The organism is Cupriavidus sp. P-10 (assembly GCF_003402535.2).
Lineage (GTDB): Bacteria > Pseudomonadota > Gammaproteobacteria > Burkholderiales > Burkholderiaceae > Cupriavidus.
Window position 1 is genome coordinate 164,405 of record NZ_AP025173.1, and the last position, 14,588, is coordinate 178,992.

11 protein-coding genes and 4 pseudogenes are annotated in these 14,588 nt (G+C 61.5%); 7 read left to right on the forward strand and 8 right to left on the reverse strand.

Annotation, left to right across the window (positions count from 1 at the left end; translation table 11 throughout):
- Positions 1-234 precede the first annotated feature (234 nt).
- Genes CTP10_RS38330 through CTP10_RS38340 form a run of 3 tightly spaced genes read right to left on the reverse strand, consistent with a single transcriptional unit; the run spans position 235 to position 4,708 of the window.
- Positions 235-1,677 (reverse strand): hypothetical protein, encoded by a 1,443-nt coding sequence (locus CTP10_RS38330; RefSeq protein ID WP_058697627.1) that lies wholly within the window; start codon positions 1,675-1,677, stop codon positions 235-237.
- 1 nt (position 1,678) lies between these two features.
- Positions 1,679-2,659, reverse strand: coding sequence for an ATP-binding protein (locus CTP10_RS38335; RefSeq protein ID WP_058697626.1), 981 nt, complete (start codon positions 2,657-2,659; stop codon positions 1,679-1,681).
- A 3-nt stretch (positions 2,660-2,662) separates the two neighbouring features.
- Positions 2,663-4,708 carry a hypothetical protein gene (locus tag CTP10_RS38340; RefSeq protein WP_058697625.1) on the reverse strand — a complete coding sequence of 682 codons (2,046 nt, stop codon included), beginning with the start codon at positions 4,706-4,708 and terminating at the stop codon, positions 2,663-2,665.
- A gap of 240 nt (positions 4,709-4,948) precedes the next feature.
- Between CTP10_RS38340 and CTP10_RS38345 the strand changes: the two genes are divergently transcribed.
- Together CTP10_RS38345 and CTP10_RS38350 are read left to right on the forward strand one after the other, a co-directional pair.
- The gene (locus tag CTP10_RS38345; RefSeq protein WP_058697624.1) at positions 4,949-6,184 is read left to right on the forward strand and encodes a tyrosine-type recombinase/integrase; all 1,236 of its coding nucleotides are present in this window, start codon (positions 4,949-4,951) and stop codon (positions 6,182-6,184) included.
- Between the two features lie 791 nt (positions 6,185-6,975).
- Positions 6,976-7,236 (forward strand): hypothetical protein, encoded by a 261-nt coding sequence (locus CTP10_RS38350; RefSeq protein ID WP_058697623.1) that lies wholly within the window; start codon positions 6,976-6,978, stop codon positions 7,234-7,236.
- A gap of 225 nt (positions 7,237-7,461) precedes the next feature.
- Here CTP10_RS38350 and tnpC read toward each other — a convergent pair whose 3' ends face one another.
- The 3 genes from tnpC to tnpA are packed head-to-tail and all read right to left on the reverse strand — an operon-like array spanning position 7,462 to position 9,956.
- Positions 7,462-9,069 (reverse strand): IS66 family transposase, encoded by a 1,608-nt coding sequence (gene tnpC, locus CTP10_RS38355; protein WP_058697683.1) that lies wholly within the window; start codon positions 9,067-9,069, stop codon positions 7,462-7,464.
- A gap of 57 nt (positions 9,070-9,126) precedes the next feature.
- A complete protein-coding gene (tnpB, locus tag CTP10_RS38360) occupies positions 9,127-9,480 on the reverse strand; it encodes an IS66 family insertion sequence element accessory protein TnpB (RefSeq protein WP_058697622.1) in 354 nt (117 codons plus the stop codon).
- Positions 9,480-9,956, reverse strand: coding sequence for an IS66-like element accessory protein TnpA (tnpA, locus tag CTP10_RS38365; RefSeq protein WP_058697621.1), 477 nt, complete (start codon positions 9,954-9,956; stop codon positions 9,480-9,482). Before tnpA ends, tnpB begins: the two co-directional genes overlap by 1 nt.
- Before the next feature lie 102 nt (positions 9,957-10,058).
- Between tnpA and CTP10_RS38370 the strand changes: the two are divergent.
- Positions 10,059-10,298 (forward strand): annotated as a pseudogene (locus tag CTP10_RS38370) (DUF3307 domain-containing protein); the annotation flags it as partial.
- Between the two features lie 388 nt (positions 10,299-10,686).
- On the opposite strand, the pseudogene CTP10_RS38375 reads toward CTP10_RS38370, so the two are convergent.
- Positions 10,687-10,939: pseudogene (locus CTP10_RS38375) on the reverse strand (aminotransferase class V-fold PLP-dependent enzyme); the annotation flags it as partial.
- A 129-nt stretch (positions 10,940-11,068) separates the two neighbouring features.
- Positions 11,069-11,935 (reverse strand): alpha/beta fold hydrolase, encoded by an 867-nt coding sequence (locus CTP10_RS38380; protein WP_058697620.1) that lies wholly within the window; start codon positions 11,933-11,935, stop codon positions 11,069-11,071.
- Between the two features lie 105 nt (positions 11,936-12,040).
- On the opposite strand from CTP10_RS38380, the gene CTP10_RS38385 reads away from it, so the two are divergent.
- The 4 genes and pseudogenes from CTP10_RS38385 (at position 12,041) to CTP10_RS38400 (ending at position 14,442) form a co-directional block, all read left to right on the forward strand.
- Complete coding sequence (locus CTP10_RS38385) at positions 12,041-12,904, forward strand: LysR substrate-binding domain-containing protein (protein ID WP_058697619.1); 864 nt, start codon at positions 12,041-12,043, stop codon at positions 12,902-12,904.
- Positions 12,905-12,976: 72 nt separating this feature from the next.
- Positions 12,977-13,151: pseudogene (locus CTP10_RS38390) on the forward strand (tyrosine-type recombinase/integrase); the annotation flags it as partial.
- A 314-nt stretch (positions 13,152-13,465) separates the two neighbouring features.
- A pseudogene (locus tag CTP10_RS41505) lies at positions 13,466-13,817 on the forward strand (transposase); the annotation flags it as partial.
- Between the two features lie 316 nt (positions 13,818-14,133).
- A complete protein-coding gene (locus CTP10_RS38400) occupies positions 14,134-14,442 on the forward strand; it encodes an EthD family reductase (RefSeq protein WP_058697618.1) in 309 nt (102 codons plus the stop codon).
- The last annotated feature ends 146 nt before the right edge of the window (positions 14,443-14,588 follow it).

Consider the following 14,588-nt stretch of genomic DNA (forward strand, 5'->3'; position numbering starts at 1 on the left):
ATAAATATTACTACGTAATACGTTATATATACAATTTTCTTGGCGATACTTTAGACATAACTGCGCTTATGTCTATAATTGCGAAGCTAGCTGTGACTTTTTAGACCCCCGCGTTGGTTTGCACAATTTTGTTAGCGTTTTCTGCACAATTTTGTTCCGAGCCCCCTGGGCCGAAACTCTGGCCGCAATGCGTCGCAAGCCAACGGGCTTCACGTTGCTCACGGTACGTTGCGTTCAGATCCGGGGTCGCCCCCGACGCACATTCGCTTCTGCCCTCGTCCACTTGATCAGCAAGAGGCCATCGTCGGTTTCGCACAGGCGGACGCAAAACTTGGAATCGTCCCGCTCAAGCGGATCGACACCCCGATCGATGTCATCTAGCCAAGTGGTCAACGCATCGAACGTCAGCTCGATTTCCCACGTGACCGCCATATCGAGCACTGCGGTTAGCGTCGACTCCCAGACCCACTCGCAGCAGGTCCAGACGTCCTGATCGGCATATAGGTAACCCGCCGGCGCTACCGCTGCCTCCCGTGTATAGCGGATGAGGCCCAAGTCGCGCATCGCGTGAGAAACGCTGCAGAAGCGCCGCCGTTCCTGCTCCGCCGGCCGATTGGAGAGCGCCAGGTCCGAACGGCCCCAGCCGAGTTGAAGTTCGTTGAGCGCGATATCGTATGGGCAGATCAGGCCCCAGCGGGGCCCCTCCTCTGGACGCACGCTGACCCAGCGCGAAAGCCGTCCCTCCTTAGTCAGCCTCCACCGACAGCGACAGGTGCCATGGCGAGCCTGTCGGTCTTGCATGGCATTCAGGCGCGTGACAAACGAAGACGGATTCGCCGAAGCGGCGTTGATGCGTATATAGAAGTGAAGAACGTCGGCAAAGCTGAGGTGGCTCGACCTGAGGCGGCCGAGCTGGATTTTCGCTTGCCGCGCAAACGCGTGGCTTTCCAGACTCCACCGATCACCGGCTTCGGTAAGGAGCGGTTCGATGTCCTCGGGCGGGGGCTCAAGCGCGCGCAGCTGACCGAACGCTTGGTCGAGGGAGACGGCCCCCGGCATGCCATCGTTGCCCGACGACCAGATCTCGCCGAGCGACATGCGCGCGGCAGCGACGCTCGCCCGTGCGACCCAGCCGGCGAGCGACGCAACACGCCCCGGCTCTCGGGCGGGAAAGCCGGCATCAATGCCGTGCGGCCACGTCCTGCAGCGTTGCCGCATCACGAACTCCAACGCGCCCACACGCTGCGACACGAGCCTGGCGGTGTGCTTCTGCGCCCAGGTCGTTTTCAGCTCGCTCAGGTGAAATGGGCACCGCGAAAGCCACCCAAGCTGATGCAGGTAGCTGTGGTAGCCGTGCTGCACACAGGTCTCGCAATAGCGGATGGCACGTCGCTCGCGACTATCGGGAGGCGGGCCATAACGGCCGACATCGATGAACCGTATGGAAGGCGAGAAAACGTCTTCGACAAGCGGCGCGGTCTCACCCAGCACGGACGCCAGGCGCCTGATTTCGTCGATCGGAAGCGGCGTGCTGCTATCGGGCTCCACACTCAAAAACTCCGCGCATTTTCGGACGTTGATGCCATTCAGTGCGCAGAAGCGGGCGACGAACGACAGCCTCGACTCGTACGGACGGAGGTTTCCCGGCCACCAGTTCACCGATGGGTAGGCCGCCATGTCAACTACCCGTCGAGATGATCCTCATGTGGTCCGGGAAGTTCGCTTTAGCGAGTTCTCGCAACCAGCTCTCATAGGAGGTCACGTCGGCCCAGTCTTCGCCCCGCGCCAGTTGGAAGAGTATCGCCTCGGTGGCTTTCGCGACATGCTGCATTGGAAATTCGAAATGCCCGCGCGCAGATTCGGGCGAAAGCTCCATCAGCGCTTTCCACAGCAGCGCCGCGCATTCGGCGAGCCGGCGCCCGGCCGCATAATCCGCCGGCGCGAAGTGCGCCAGGTACGGAACGCCGCTGCTTGGCGGCCACTCGGAGTCGATATCGTAGCCGTTGAGCACGTACCCGATCTCCTCGGGCGAGCGCAGGCCGTGGAAGCGCGCATGCGCTGCCATAAAGCGCGCGGCGACGTGAGCGTTGCCCGTGATGGCCATATATTCGTGGCGATAGTTCAACTGGTGTGAGCCGACTGAAAATACGCTGAGTAAATAGCCCTCGTAATCGAGCTCATTTTGCAGGCCGACCAGCCACTTCCACTCCCGCAACGTCAGATCCTGCGCTTCGTCGATAAGCAGCACCATGTAGTTCCGTTGCGCGTTGTTCGCAATGGCGATGAAGCGTTGCTTGCACAGGTATATGCCTTCGGCTTTCTTCGGCGGCTTTGCCGGGTTGGCGAATTCGAAACGCGAGGCGAGTAAGAGCTGGTGCCAGAATCCCGCTTCACTACTGTGACTGTCGGGGCGGCGATTCCACACCACCAGGGGCATGACGGCCTTGAAGCGCTCCTGCAATTCGTTTGCAACGTACCACTGCACACAGCGGGACTTGCCTAGGCGTGACGCACCATAGATATAGCCGCCGGGGCGCTGCTGGTCGATCCATTCGCCGATTTGCTCGATCATTTCGTGCATGGGCGGTGTATACACCGCGTATTGCTTCGTCACGATGCAGTGCCGCGGATCGATGCGCTCGGGCAGTGAGAAGGACATGGCTTACCTCGACTGCGCCATTCGACGCGGAGGCAGCGTAGGACCCGCAGAAGGCTTCAGCGGGTCCGCGGCGCCAGACTGCGCGCGTCTTGCCGTCGGCTCCGAAGCGGCCCCCTTGCTACCCTTTGAAGAACTGCTGCCTGCCTTGGCCCGAGCCATTGCTACATCCAGCATGGAAGGCCCGATTGATGAATCGGCTGCGGCTGCCAGTATGCGCCGTGCCTCGAGGTAGGCCGGATGGACCGGCAAGCGGTTGTGCGCCTGACTCTCCACGTAGCGCATGAAGACATCGATGGCGTCGACGCCTGCCGGAATCGCAAACTTTCCGTGAGAGCACGCCTGGCAAATTGCAGCACGTAGCGACAGGCTGTGCGGCGACATGTTCCAAGGCGGTGCTGCCCGCAACACGCCGAGTGACATACCGTCCAGCGTGGAGGCAAGCGCCACCCGGCAGTCATCCTCCTTGTGGCAGACCACCCAGATCTCGGAGCCGACAAGGTCGTGCCGGTTGTGCAGCACGTCGTTGGTATAACGGCCGTAATGGAACTCAACGAACGGGGCACGCCCGCTCTTAGCGCCCCCGCGCACGATGCAGCGCTTGCGGATGCTGAATAGCGTGTCCACGACAGCGGGGTCGGCTCGCCGGAAGCTCTGCTGGGAATGGTGGTACAAGAACTTCGCATACGCGAGCGGCGTGCGGTTACCAATCCCGCTGTGCGGTGTCGCGTTGTAGTTGGCAATGAGCACGTTCAGCAGCTCTTCCGCATATTCGTACTGGAATCGACTCGCCAGGGCGACCTCTTCCGGCTGTCTTCCCTTGCGGTCCTGGAAATTTGCGCCGGTGGTGTTGGAAAGACGCTGGAATCCCTGTCCGGCCAGATTGCGGAAAAACGTCTCGATGAACGGGCGGTCATCCTTGCTTCGACGTTTCGAGAACGAGGTCTTCGGGTCCAGTAGCGTGGAGCCGACGCTGTCGCGCAGCGCATCCCGCACGTGCTGACAAGTCTCGGCAAGCGCACCATCTACGCTGGTCTCGTCCCAGCATAGCCCGACGAAATCGCTACCCAGAGCGGAAAGAAGCCCGGCTTCAGGCAGATACGGCGTATCGCAAAAACTGACCGGGCGCAGGCACCATCTGCCCAATGCCCGCTTCAGCGCGCGCATGACGTCATCTTTCGATATTTCCCGTCTCACGCTGAAGTAGTACCCTAGCACCGCGCGCGAAACGACCTCCAGGATCACAACGACCCAGAGACGATGAACGATCTTCTCCTTGAAACCGCCCCCCATCAGGGGAAGCGACACGCAGAAACGTCCGTCTAGCTTGTGCGCGTCCATTTCGACGCGTTGCATGAACCTCTGCACCGGCCGCCCGGTTCCGTCACCGGACCTCAGCTTCACAGCCAAATTCGGCCCGCCACTCGCCGCGGCCAGCGCCCTTGGGTTGGCCGACAGCACCTTGTCGATATACCGACAGATCGAAGAGTAGCCAAGGCTCAATGTGTTGAACGGCCATTCGTTTCGCGCTTCGTACCCGAAGCCACGCAATTGGTCCAGAAACCACGCGCAATGACGCCTTCTCGACTGTTTAGTTTCGACTAGTCGCTTGGCTGAGGCGCTCGCGAGGATACGCGCCTCAAATGCCTGACGAAGCGCCGGCTGACTGTCCAGCAGCGCCTGCATCGCGCCCGCAGCACCGCGGCCGAACTGGTCGACATGGACCTTCGTGCTACGACGGTATGGCTTGACTCGGAGCCATGGCACAAGCCCGCGCCAGCCATAAGGACGCCCGTCGGGATGCGTCTCAAGGCAGCGCTCCCGGATGAGACGATAGGCCTGACTTGTGCCAAGCGACGTCAGCCGCCTGATGCTTTCGCCCGAGGCACCGGAAAGATACAGCGAAACCGCCTGCTTTCTCGCAAGGTACAGGACGCGTCGGTCACCAGTAAGCGCTCCCTCATCGGGGCTGGCCCAGTGGGAAGTGTCGACGGTTCGCCCGTCTATCCTCCGGCGGGAGCAACAGGAATTGTCGTCAATACCCTCTTCCATGCGACGCTCCAAAATCGGCCGATCGCCCCAGAGGCGATGGTTATAAACCTTAGGGCACATTTGGGAAAAATCGCACGACGAGAATGGAACAAACGTTGGCAAAGATACAAAATTGCTTCGAATGTTCGCCGGGAGAACAAAATGGTGCAGAATTTCGTGAAGTAAATTTGTTCTCGCACGCCCGGGCGGCGTCGATTTCACGGCCACGTCTCGGATACAAAATTGTGCAAACTAACGACCGTGGAATCGCCCGCCCTTCCGCCCGCCCCACCTACGTCCGCCCCCCTCGCCGCCCTACCCACTCCGCTGGAGCAGTTACGGCTGCCGTCGGCGCTGTCCGGGCACGACGGCAGCAACCGAGCGCCCGCCACGGCCACCCGCATCGCGGCGACCGACGACCTGTCCGCCGTGACCGCCTGGCTCGCGCGCTACGCCGACAGCGCGGCGACGGTGACCGTTTATCGCCGCGAGGTGGAGCGGCTGATCCTGTGGGCCGTGCTACAGCTCGGCAAGCCGCTGTCTTCCCTGACGCACGAGGACCTGCTCGTCTATGAGCGCTTTCTGGCCGATCCGCAGCCGGCCGCCCGCTGGGTCCTGGCCGGCAGCAAGAAGCTCGCGCGCAGCCATCCGGACTGGCGCCCGTTCGCCGGGCCGCTGTCGCCCGGCAGCGTGCGCCAGGCGCTGGTGATCCTGAACGCGCTGTTCGCCTGGCTCACCGAGGCGGGCTACGTGGCCGGTAACCCGCTCGCCCTCGCCCGCCGTCGGCGCGCGCCAACCAAGGCGCGCATCACCCGCTATCTGAGCCACGACATGTGGGCGATCGTCAAAGACACGGTCGAAGCGATGCCAACCGAAAACGCGCGAGAACGCCTGCATGCGGCGCGCTGCCGCTGGGTGCTGACCGTGCTCTATCTGGGCGGCTTGCGTGCGTCGGAGGTGACGGCCACCCCCATGGGGGCGTTCTTCTGCCGCCGCGATGCCCAGGGCATCGAGCGCTGGTGGCTGGAGGTGACCGGCAAAGGCAGCAAGACGCGGCTGGTGCCGGCGACCGACGAGCTGATTGCCGAACTGGCGCGCTACCGCCGCGCCCACGCATTGCCGCCGACTCCGCAGTTCGGGGAGACGCGGCCACTGGTGCTGCCGGTGATTGGAAAAGCGGACAGCGAGAAACCGCTGTCACGCGGAGCGCTGCACCTGATCCTGAAAGAGGTGTTTGGCATGGCCGCGGCGCGCCTGCGCGCGCGGGGGCCGGAATGGGAAGCACAGGCCGCGGTGCTGGCCAGTGCCTCGGCCCATTGGCTGCGCCACACCGCTGGCTCGCATATGACCGACCAGCAGGTCGACCTGCGCTTTGTGCGGGACAACTTCGGGCACAGCTCGCTGTCGACGACGAGCGGCTACCTGCACAGCGAGGAGGATGCGCGGCATGAGGCCACGCAGGAGCGGCATCGGATTGGTTGGGGAAGCAAGAAATAGCAACCGGGCGCCGTATCATCACCATCGTGAAATTTCGGCGCCATCCCATTGATGCAAGCTTCCCGTTCAAGTCTTCGGGCGCATCAAGGTGATTAATTGCATTTTATAAGAGCCGCTTACGGGACATGAGGAGGCGGGTCGAACGCGCGCATTGGCGGCGGCGTCTCGTCGAAGCGCTCTACTTCTGTTGAGGATCGCCATTCGTGCGAGCCACGCTCAACATTCATGCGAACGTAGCAATTTTTCGCTCAGCATTCGTGCGACTGTATCTTTCCCATGCGAAACAAGGTCCCGGTGGCGTGAAGTGTAGTAATCGCGCTCCCTGTGCGAAGTAATGTTGATTCGCGCGCTTAATCACGCAGAACGTATCATCTTTACTTCCGCAGTTCGGAGAAATCGTGTCCCCTGCGCGACTACTCTCACTCTGCGGCAAGGCCACCTCACATTCGGAGTTCTCGGCTGCGATTGCAGCCTTATTTTGGAATGTTTCGCGCGAACGCTCCTTTTAATCACCCCGAGCGAATCCGCGTAGTCAGAGCGAAAAGTAGTAAAGATGACACGAGGTGACGGACCCGCGATCGTTTCAGAATTACTTCGCGCCTCACGAAAGTGCCAGGATTACTACTCGAAAAATCGTAGCAATGTTGATACGGACGCCCACACAAGAAACGCTAACTTATTGATTTAATTGGCCTTGTGCTCAGCCACTGACGAACTACTTTTATTACACTTCACGCCCGGTAACGTCGCCACACCGGAGTGTTACCGGGTAACGATCATGAGGAGTGCAGATGGCGCAGACGACAGCACAGCGGCAGGCCGCCTATCGGGCAAGGCGCGCGACGGCGGGCAAGGACGGCAACGGAGAGCGGCGGCTGGATATGTGGGTCAGTACGGAAGCCGACCTTGCTCTCGCCCGGCTGGCGCACCGTTACACGGTAACAAAGCGTCAGATGCTGGAGCGGCTGATCGCACGAGCGGACGACGCGATCGTGCGCAGGCTCAATCCGGATTCGGAGCAGTGGGATCTCTATTTCAACGTCCCCCGCTAGCGCCTCGCTGTTACCGGGTAACGAGGGGCTTCTCTCCGTGTGATGGAGTCCCCGACTTGGGGGCAACTGCGTATTCCGGTGAACGTGACCGCCGATTCCGGATGAACGTGACCGATTTTCCCGGCTGTCCGGAATGGCCGATCACGATGCCGGAATGGCCGGTCACGATACCGGAATCGGCGGTCACGTTGAACCGGAATACCCAGGCAACTATCGACCCGCCGCTCAGGCAGGGTGCGGCGGCGCGGTTTGCCGCCGGGGGAAGTTGAACGGCAACAGGTCGCTGATGTCAGCCTCCAGCGCGCGCTGTGGCAGCTCTGTGAGCACGTGGAGCAGATAAGCATACGGCTCGACCTCACAGGCGCGGCACGTAAGCATCAGGCTGTAGATCATGGCGCTCGCCTTCGCCCCCGCGACAGTGTCTGCAAAGAGCCATGCCTTTCGCCCTGTGCAGAATGGGCGGATGTCACGTTCGACCGGATTGTTATCGATGGGCGCACGCCCATCGATAACATATCGGCTCAGGTATTCCCACTGGTTGCGCGCGTAGGCGATGGCCTTGCCCAGCAGGCTTTCCGGCAGTACCTGCGGCGCCTGCTGGTCCAGCCATGCCTTGAGGGCTTCCAGCAGCGGCACGCTGTGCTGTTGACGCAGCCGGTACGTGTAGTTGACGCGCGTTTCGCCTTCGGGCAGGTCTGCCTTGGCGAGCGTCTCGACCTGATACAGGGCCTGGAAGTACTCGAGCGCCTTTAGTACTCGAGCGCTGGGCTTTTTCTGCCCCTTTTGCGCATCAACGAACATTCTCCTCGCGTGCGCAACACAGCCAAAGTGGGTAACGCCTTCGAGCGTGCGCCAGGCGCTGTAGCCATCGGTCATTAGCATGCCCTCGTAGCCGGCGAGAAACGCCTGCGGATACTCCTGTCCGCGCCCCGGCTGGTAGTCGAACAGCACCACCGGATGCTCGCAGTCCTCCGCGCTGCGATACACCCACATGTACGATTTGCTCTGCGCGGCCTTGCCTTCCTCCTTGAGCACCTGCACCGTCGTCTCGTCGCCATGGATCAGTGGCTGCGACAGCAGCGTGCGGCGCAGCGCCTCGTACAGCCGGCTGTAGTGCAGTTGCGCAGGCCGGATGATCCAGTTGGCCAGTGTGCCGCGGCCAACTTCGATGCCGGCGCGACCCAGCGCGTCTTCCATCCGATAGAGCGGCGTGCCATCAACGTACTTGCCGGTGGTCACCGTTGCCAGCATCGCTGGGCTGGCGTTGCTGCCCGGCAGTGGTTGCGCCGGCATCGGCGCAGTCAACACCGGCGTGCGTTCGGCATTGCGCTCGCAGTGCCGACACGCGTATTTGAAGCGGACGTGCTGCAGAACGGAGACCTTTGCTTCGATGTGCAACTGCTCGCTGACTTCCTCGCCCATGCGGTGCATCGAACCCTGGCAACATGGGCAGATCTTCTGGTCCTCGGTCAGGTCGTACTCGATTCGCTGGCGCGGCATGTCCGCCGGCAGCGGCTTGCGGCCACGTTTGCGGCCTGCGGGCTTATCAGGCTCTGGCAGCCCCGTGTCTGGCGGCGCGAGCGCGTCATCCTCATCGTCGTCGGCCGGCTCCGCAGTGGCCATTTGTTCGGCTTCGTCGAACACTCGGTCCTTGAGCTTCTCGCTGCTTGGTGCGAAGCGTTTGGACTGTGCGAGGCGGAACTGTTCCTCAAGGAGCTTGATGCGCTCGTTCAGCTCGGCGATGTGCTGGGCGTTGGTGGCAGCCTTCGCTTCGAGCTCGCGGATATAGGCCTGGGCGGCCGGCGGCAATTGGGAGAGGTCGTGTTCGTTCATGCTGAACACGATAGTGCAGCCATGGCGCAATCGGGTATACGTCACCCCGAACGACCATCAAGCCGTGTGCTGATATTTGCGTGACGGGTGGCGCTTCACCGCGTCCACGTCGATGCCGTCCAGCAGCCAGTGCAACTGCTCGGTTGTCAGCTCGATCACCGCCTGCTGGCGCCGTGGCCACACGAAGCGGTCTTCCTCCAGGCGCTTGAGCAGCAACCAGAAGCCGTTGCGGTCCCACAGCAACAGCTTGATGCGGTTGCGCCGACGGTTATGAAAGGCATAGACGGCGCGGGCAAACGGATCAAGCTGCATCGACTGTTCGACCAGGGCAACCAACCCGTTGATCCCGAGGCGGAAATCCACCGCATTGCGGTGCAGGTAGACCTGTACGTTAGCGTCGAATCGGAACATCAACGCGCTCCCAGCGCTTCGATCATCGCCTTCACCAGCGCAACGTCCTGTCCGCCGCATTCAAGTTCGACCGTCACGCCGTTGGGCAGCCGCGCCGTCAGTAGTGCAGGTTTCAGCGACGGTCGTACCGATGGTTGGGTGGAAGCAGGCGCCTGGGCTGGCAGGCATTCCCGCGCCAGCGGCGACTCCGGAACTCGCTTTACCCCGCTAATCTCGATGACCGGTACGAACGCTGGCACTGCAAGCTCCGCGCTGTCGGCCGCCGCGGCTTCCGTTGCCGCTTGGTGCAGCCGAATCCACTTGCGCAACTGGTTCGTATTGATGCCGACCTTGAGCGCCATCCCAGCTACCGATACCCCTGGCCGCAGACACGCCTCGACCAGTTGGCGCTTATCCCTGGGGTCAAAGTCTCGCTTCCCGTTGGAGCGAACACGGGTCACTCTCAGCGGCGGAACTTCACATTCGTTGTCCATCATGCTTGCGTCCGCAAATGGTGGTTGCGGACGCAAGCCTGCCCACTCTCAGCCACAAAAGCTAGGTGCGCTTAATTTCGCGCTTACGGTGGTTATGCCCACGCGGGCTTGCATGGCCTGTGTACCGCGGTGCTGCTCGCCGGCTTCGGTATGGCCTACTGGCTCTGGCTAGGGATCACCGACGCTGTCGTTCACTACATGATCGATCGCTGGAAGGTGCGTCTCGGCCGACGCGCCAAATTGACACCGAATCTGCCGCAGTTCTGGTGGGCATTTGGCCTGGACCAGTACGCGCACGTGCTGACCTATCTTGCCATCGTCTGGCTGGTTGGGAGGCTGGACTGAAAGCGCTGAGACCCCCTGCCAGCGACGCGCAGGGGGGACCAGGGCTGGTAGCTGGAAATCGTCGGTCGCAGGCGACAAGCCAAGACCCCGGTGCCTGTGACCGACTCGGTGATTGCCGAGCTCGCCCGCGACTGACGCGCGCATAAGGTGGCGCCGACGACCGGCCAGCGAAGTGACCACGCGGCTCACTGTCGACGAGCACGCCGATCACCAACACGATTATGTCGCGAACAGATAGGGCGCGGCGGAGAGAGCGTTCTTGAAAATCAAGGGTCCCGAGCGCGTCGTGCCAGGGACCGCGTACTTCCATTTTCCGCTTACGCCTTGGCGTAGGTGCCGGCGGACATGACCTCAACGGCAACGAAGGGCTGGACGCGTGCTGGCCTGTAGACGCTGCGAGCGTGTCGAGGTAGATAAGGCCGTCGGAACCGACCTCCAGGTACGTCACCTCGAAACCCCGCCGCTCCAGTTCTCGGCGAGTGTCAAGCACGGCCGTGTGCTCGGGGCGAACGGTCACTAGATGCCGCCGCTCGATCGAACTGCGCAGCGCCCTTGATCGCCAAGTTATTCCCCCCGGTCGCGCCCGAGGTCCAGATGATCTCGCGCGGGTCGGCGCCAAGCAACTGCACCAAGTAGCGGCGTCTGGCACGTCGGAAGGCAGTTGTGCCAGACGACTTGTTACTATCGTCCGGCAAGCCAGACTGTATGCCCGCTAGAGGCCGCCCCCGTAGGCGAGAGAAGCCCATGTGTGCCCTGGACGCAAGGCCCCTCTAGCCAGTAGCCAACCCGGCAACCGCCCGATTGAACGCGCCTGGGTTGGCAATATTCATGCCGTGAGATGCTCCGGCAATTGTCTGACGCTCAGCGCGCCCGATCCATTCTTGAAGCTTCTCGACCGTGCTACGGAACATGCGCGGACTCTTTTGCCCGTCGATCAGCAACGTTCGACACTGGATTTCACGGGCGGCTTCACGTGTGTAGGCGGGCAACGGGTCAAGCAGCTGCTTCGGCAGTGTGGGCGCATTATCGAGCGCCATCCTGCGGAAGCTCTGGGAACTCTTGCTCCAAAAGCCAGGCATGGTTACCGAGTCTACAAACAGATTCAGACCGGCATCGAATTCGCCCTGCTCAATCAGTTCTGCGGCCTTCGCTCTCAACGCGTGGGTGGCCGGCGGCAATTTTCCGGCCTCTGCTTGCGGCGTTGCCTGCACTGGGCCGCCCGGATCAGCGAGGGTGAGCGTCTTCACCAAGTGAGGGTATTCGCGCGCCAGGTGAAACGCGATGCAACCGCCGCGCGAGTGCCCGACCAGATGGACCGGCTCCAGACCCAGCGCCGCGATGAACTCCGCAATTTCAGCGACGTGCGCCTCCCAACTGAAGGCGCCGCGTCCGAATGCACCGGTTTCCGGCCAATAGTGGCCCAAGCTCGGAGCGAAGCAGTGGAAGTTCTTCGATAACGAAGCGAGCTGCGGGTCCCAATAGCGGAAATCGCACAGCGACCCGTGCACGAATACCATTGGCTCGCCGCTTCCAGCTTCCACGTATGGAACGGCGATGCCAGAGGCGGTGGAAACAAAAGAGGGTTGTGGCCAGGCACCGGCAAGAGCCAGCGTAGTAAGGGGCGCTCGGGCATTCATGTCTAACTCCTTTTCGCAGACTTTGCTGCACCGCACCCAAAAAGAAAATCGCATAATATTGATGGAATCTTTCAGATTTTCTGATACCTGTACAAGAGAAAGCGCATGAGCACTGAGCGGAAAGCCCTCGACGTCGACGTTCTCACCATGATCATCGCCGTCGCAGATACGGGCACGATCAGCCGAGCGGGCGACCTCGTGCATCGCTCGCAATCGGCGGTGAGCATGCAGATCAAAACGCTGGAATCGGCCCTCGGCAAGGCGCTCTTCGTGCGCAAGCCGCGCAGCGTGATTCCGACGCAGGACGGAGAGGTCCTTCTGACGTATGCGCGCCGGATCATTGCACTACGCGATGAGGCATGGGCAGCGGTCGTGCGACCGGACGTCACTGGCCGCGTGGTGATCGGCGTACCTGACGATTACGCGACCTCACTGTTTCCGCCGATTCTCAAGAAGTTCTCGGCCAGCTATCCCAAGGTCGAAATCCAGGTGATCGGGCTACCCAGCGTCGCGCTAGCCCCGATGCTGCGAGACGGCACGGTAGATCTCGTCTGCGCGACACGTGTCAAAGGGCTGACCGGTGAGTTCTTGCGGCATGAGCCCATGGTGTGGGCAGCCGCCCCAGGCTCCACTGATATCTGGCGAGAGCGGCCGCTACCCATTGCCGTGTTTCTGCCTGGAAGCGTCGCACGCGAGAAGGCGATTCGAAGCCTTGAGCGCGTAAAGATTGCGTATCGAACCTCATATGAGAGTCCGAGTCTGCTGGGCCTGCTAACGATGGCCCGAGCCGGCCTCGCCATTACCCCACTGGCACGGTGTGCGGTGCCGCCTGACTTTACGTTGCTCGGGTCTGCGCAGGGACTGCCTGAGATTGGCACGCTCGAGATCATACTTGCGCGGAGTGTCAAGTCGAACCGGCCCCCCTGCGATTTTCTCGCGGAACGTATTGTCGCTGAGCTACACGCATAAACGCGCTGCGATGGCGTTCGCCCCAGATATACGAGTGCGTGGGAAAGTTGGGGAGAACGATGTCGAAAGAGGGCCGTGCTGCAACTGGATAAGCCACTCTCGTCACTGACTCATGAGGACATGCTCGCCTACGAGCGCTTCTTGGCCGACCCGCAACCGGCGGCATGCTGGGTGCTGGCCGGTACTAGGAAGAACGCTCGCGGGTGGTCACCCTAATCGGCGCCCGTTTGCCGGGCCGTTGACCGCCAAGGCGCGTCAGTATGGCTTTGATGAAGCTCAAGAATCGCAGGACATGTTCCTGCGGCAGTTCGACAAACTACGCGCGAATCGGATCATTCCATAGTCGCCGGCTCAATTGCGGTTCCCTATGCGCGCAACTGAGCGCAGGACGTCAGCTTCCGCCGGCAAAAACTATCGTTCCTCACCAAGCCCCCTTCGCCTTCTTCCCACGCGTTTCCGAGATTCTGGGCTGCACGCGGGTTTCCCTTCCGGCATCGCCTCACCCGTCAATGCGGGGGCACACGGACTCTTGCTCATACATCGATCTGAAGTGACTGGCTAACGGTCAAGTCTTGCAGCCAACTTGTAGCGAGCCTGGAGCAGGCAATCGAACGCGCGGTGTAAGACTGCCCGGTGTGGCCGGTGACCGAGGCATGGATGGCCTTGCAGGATGTCAGCCTGATTGCTCCAGTAACCGTAGTCGCCGAGCTTGGCGATTAGCGACGCTTCTCCGATGCGCCGCAACGGATGGCGTATTCGGGCCTGGTGCCAAGCGAGCATTCCAGCGGCAAACGAGACCGACGAGGCGGCATAACCAAGGCCGGCAATAGCCACGTGCGGCGGGTGTTCGTCGAGGCCGCCTGGACGTCATCCGGCGCGCAAGACGGCCGTTCTCCAACGGCGCGCAGACCAGTAGATTGCATAGTGCATGCCTCAGTGGCCGCTTTGTCTCGTTTCCATCACATACATAGTTTTCAGGTTGCGGCACACGCAACGCAATCTTGCGCAGCGGGCCAATTCTCTCTGACAGCATTGGCGCCTAACCTTTAAGACATCACCGTGATTTGAGCGCGACCCGAACCCGAGCTGGCGCACGCTGATCGGTTCGAGGCACGGCATGGACGCCAAGCAAGGACCAAGTCACGACAGCCTGAACCCGCAACGGTCGGCTGCTAGTCCTTGCATTGATCGCTGTGCTGTGCAAACTCACGTTTTTTAGGGAAACTACGATGGCAAAGTTGGTGGTGCTATACAAGAAGCCTGCAGACACGGCGGCGTTCGATTCATATTACTTCTCGACCCATGTTCCAATCGCCAAGAAAATCCCCGGCCTGCGACGCTACGAGGTCAGCAGCGGCCCAGTTTCAAGCCCTGCCGGCGATTCGCCGTTTCACCTGATTGCAGTGCTGAGCTTCGATTCGCTGGCTGCGCTCCAGCAGGCGATGGCTTCCCGTGAGGGCGCCGCCGCGGCAGCTGACGTCGGCAACTTTGCCCCGTCCGGCGTTGACATGCTCATATTCGACACCAAGGAAGTTTAGCCTGGGTTTTACGGCCCACTTTCTTTGAGAGGAGGTGGGTTGTACCCGCTATCAAGATAAACATCGCGATGCAGGAGGTCCCGGGGGCAAGCCGCATGTCAAATGGCACCACAGCTGGCGCGGGACCCGTCATTCGCGCCACATGG

Coding starts and splice junctions, on each gene's coding strand:
- CTP10_RS38330 (WP_058697627.1), bottom strand. CDS start 1,677: ATGGCGGCCTACCCATCGGTGAACTGGTGGCCGGGAAACCTCCGTCCG.
- CTP10_RS38335 (WP_058697626.1), bottom strand. CDS start 2,659: ATGTCCTTCTCACTGCCCGAGCGCATCGATCCGCGGCACTGCATCGTG.
- CTP10_RS38340 (WP_058697625.1), bottom strand. CDS start 4,708: ATGGAAGAGGGTATTGACGACAATTCCTGTTGCTCCCGCCGGAGGATA.
- CTP10_RS38350 (WP_058697623.1), top strand. CDS start 6,976: ATGGCGCAGACGACAGCACAGCGGCAGGCCGCCTATCGGGCAAGGCGC.
- tnpC (WP_058697683.1), bottom strand. CDS start 9,069: ATGAACGAACACGACCTCTCCCAATTGCCGCCGGCCGCCCAGGCCTAT.
- tnpB (WP_058697622.1), bottom strand. CDS start 9,480: ATGTTCCGATTCGACGCTAACGTACAGGTCTACCTGCACCGCAATGCG.
- tnpA (WP_058697621.1), bottom strand. CDS start 9,956: ATGATGGACAACGAATGTGAAGTTCCGCCGCTGAGAGTGACCCGTGTT.
- CTP10_RS38380 (WP_058697620.1), bottom strand. CDS start 11,935: ATGAATGCCCGAGCGCCCCTTACTACGCTGGCTCTTGCCGGTGCCTGG.
- CTP10_RS38385 (WP_058697619.1), top strand. CDS start 12,041: ATGAGCACTGAGCGGAAAGCCCTCGACGTCGACGTTCTCACCATGATC.
- CTP10_RS38400 (WP_058697618.1), top strand. CDS start 14,134: ATGGCAAAGTTGGTGGTGCTATACAAGAAGCCTGCAGACACGGCGGCG.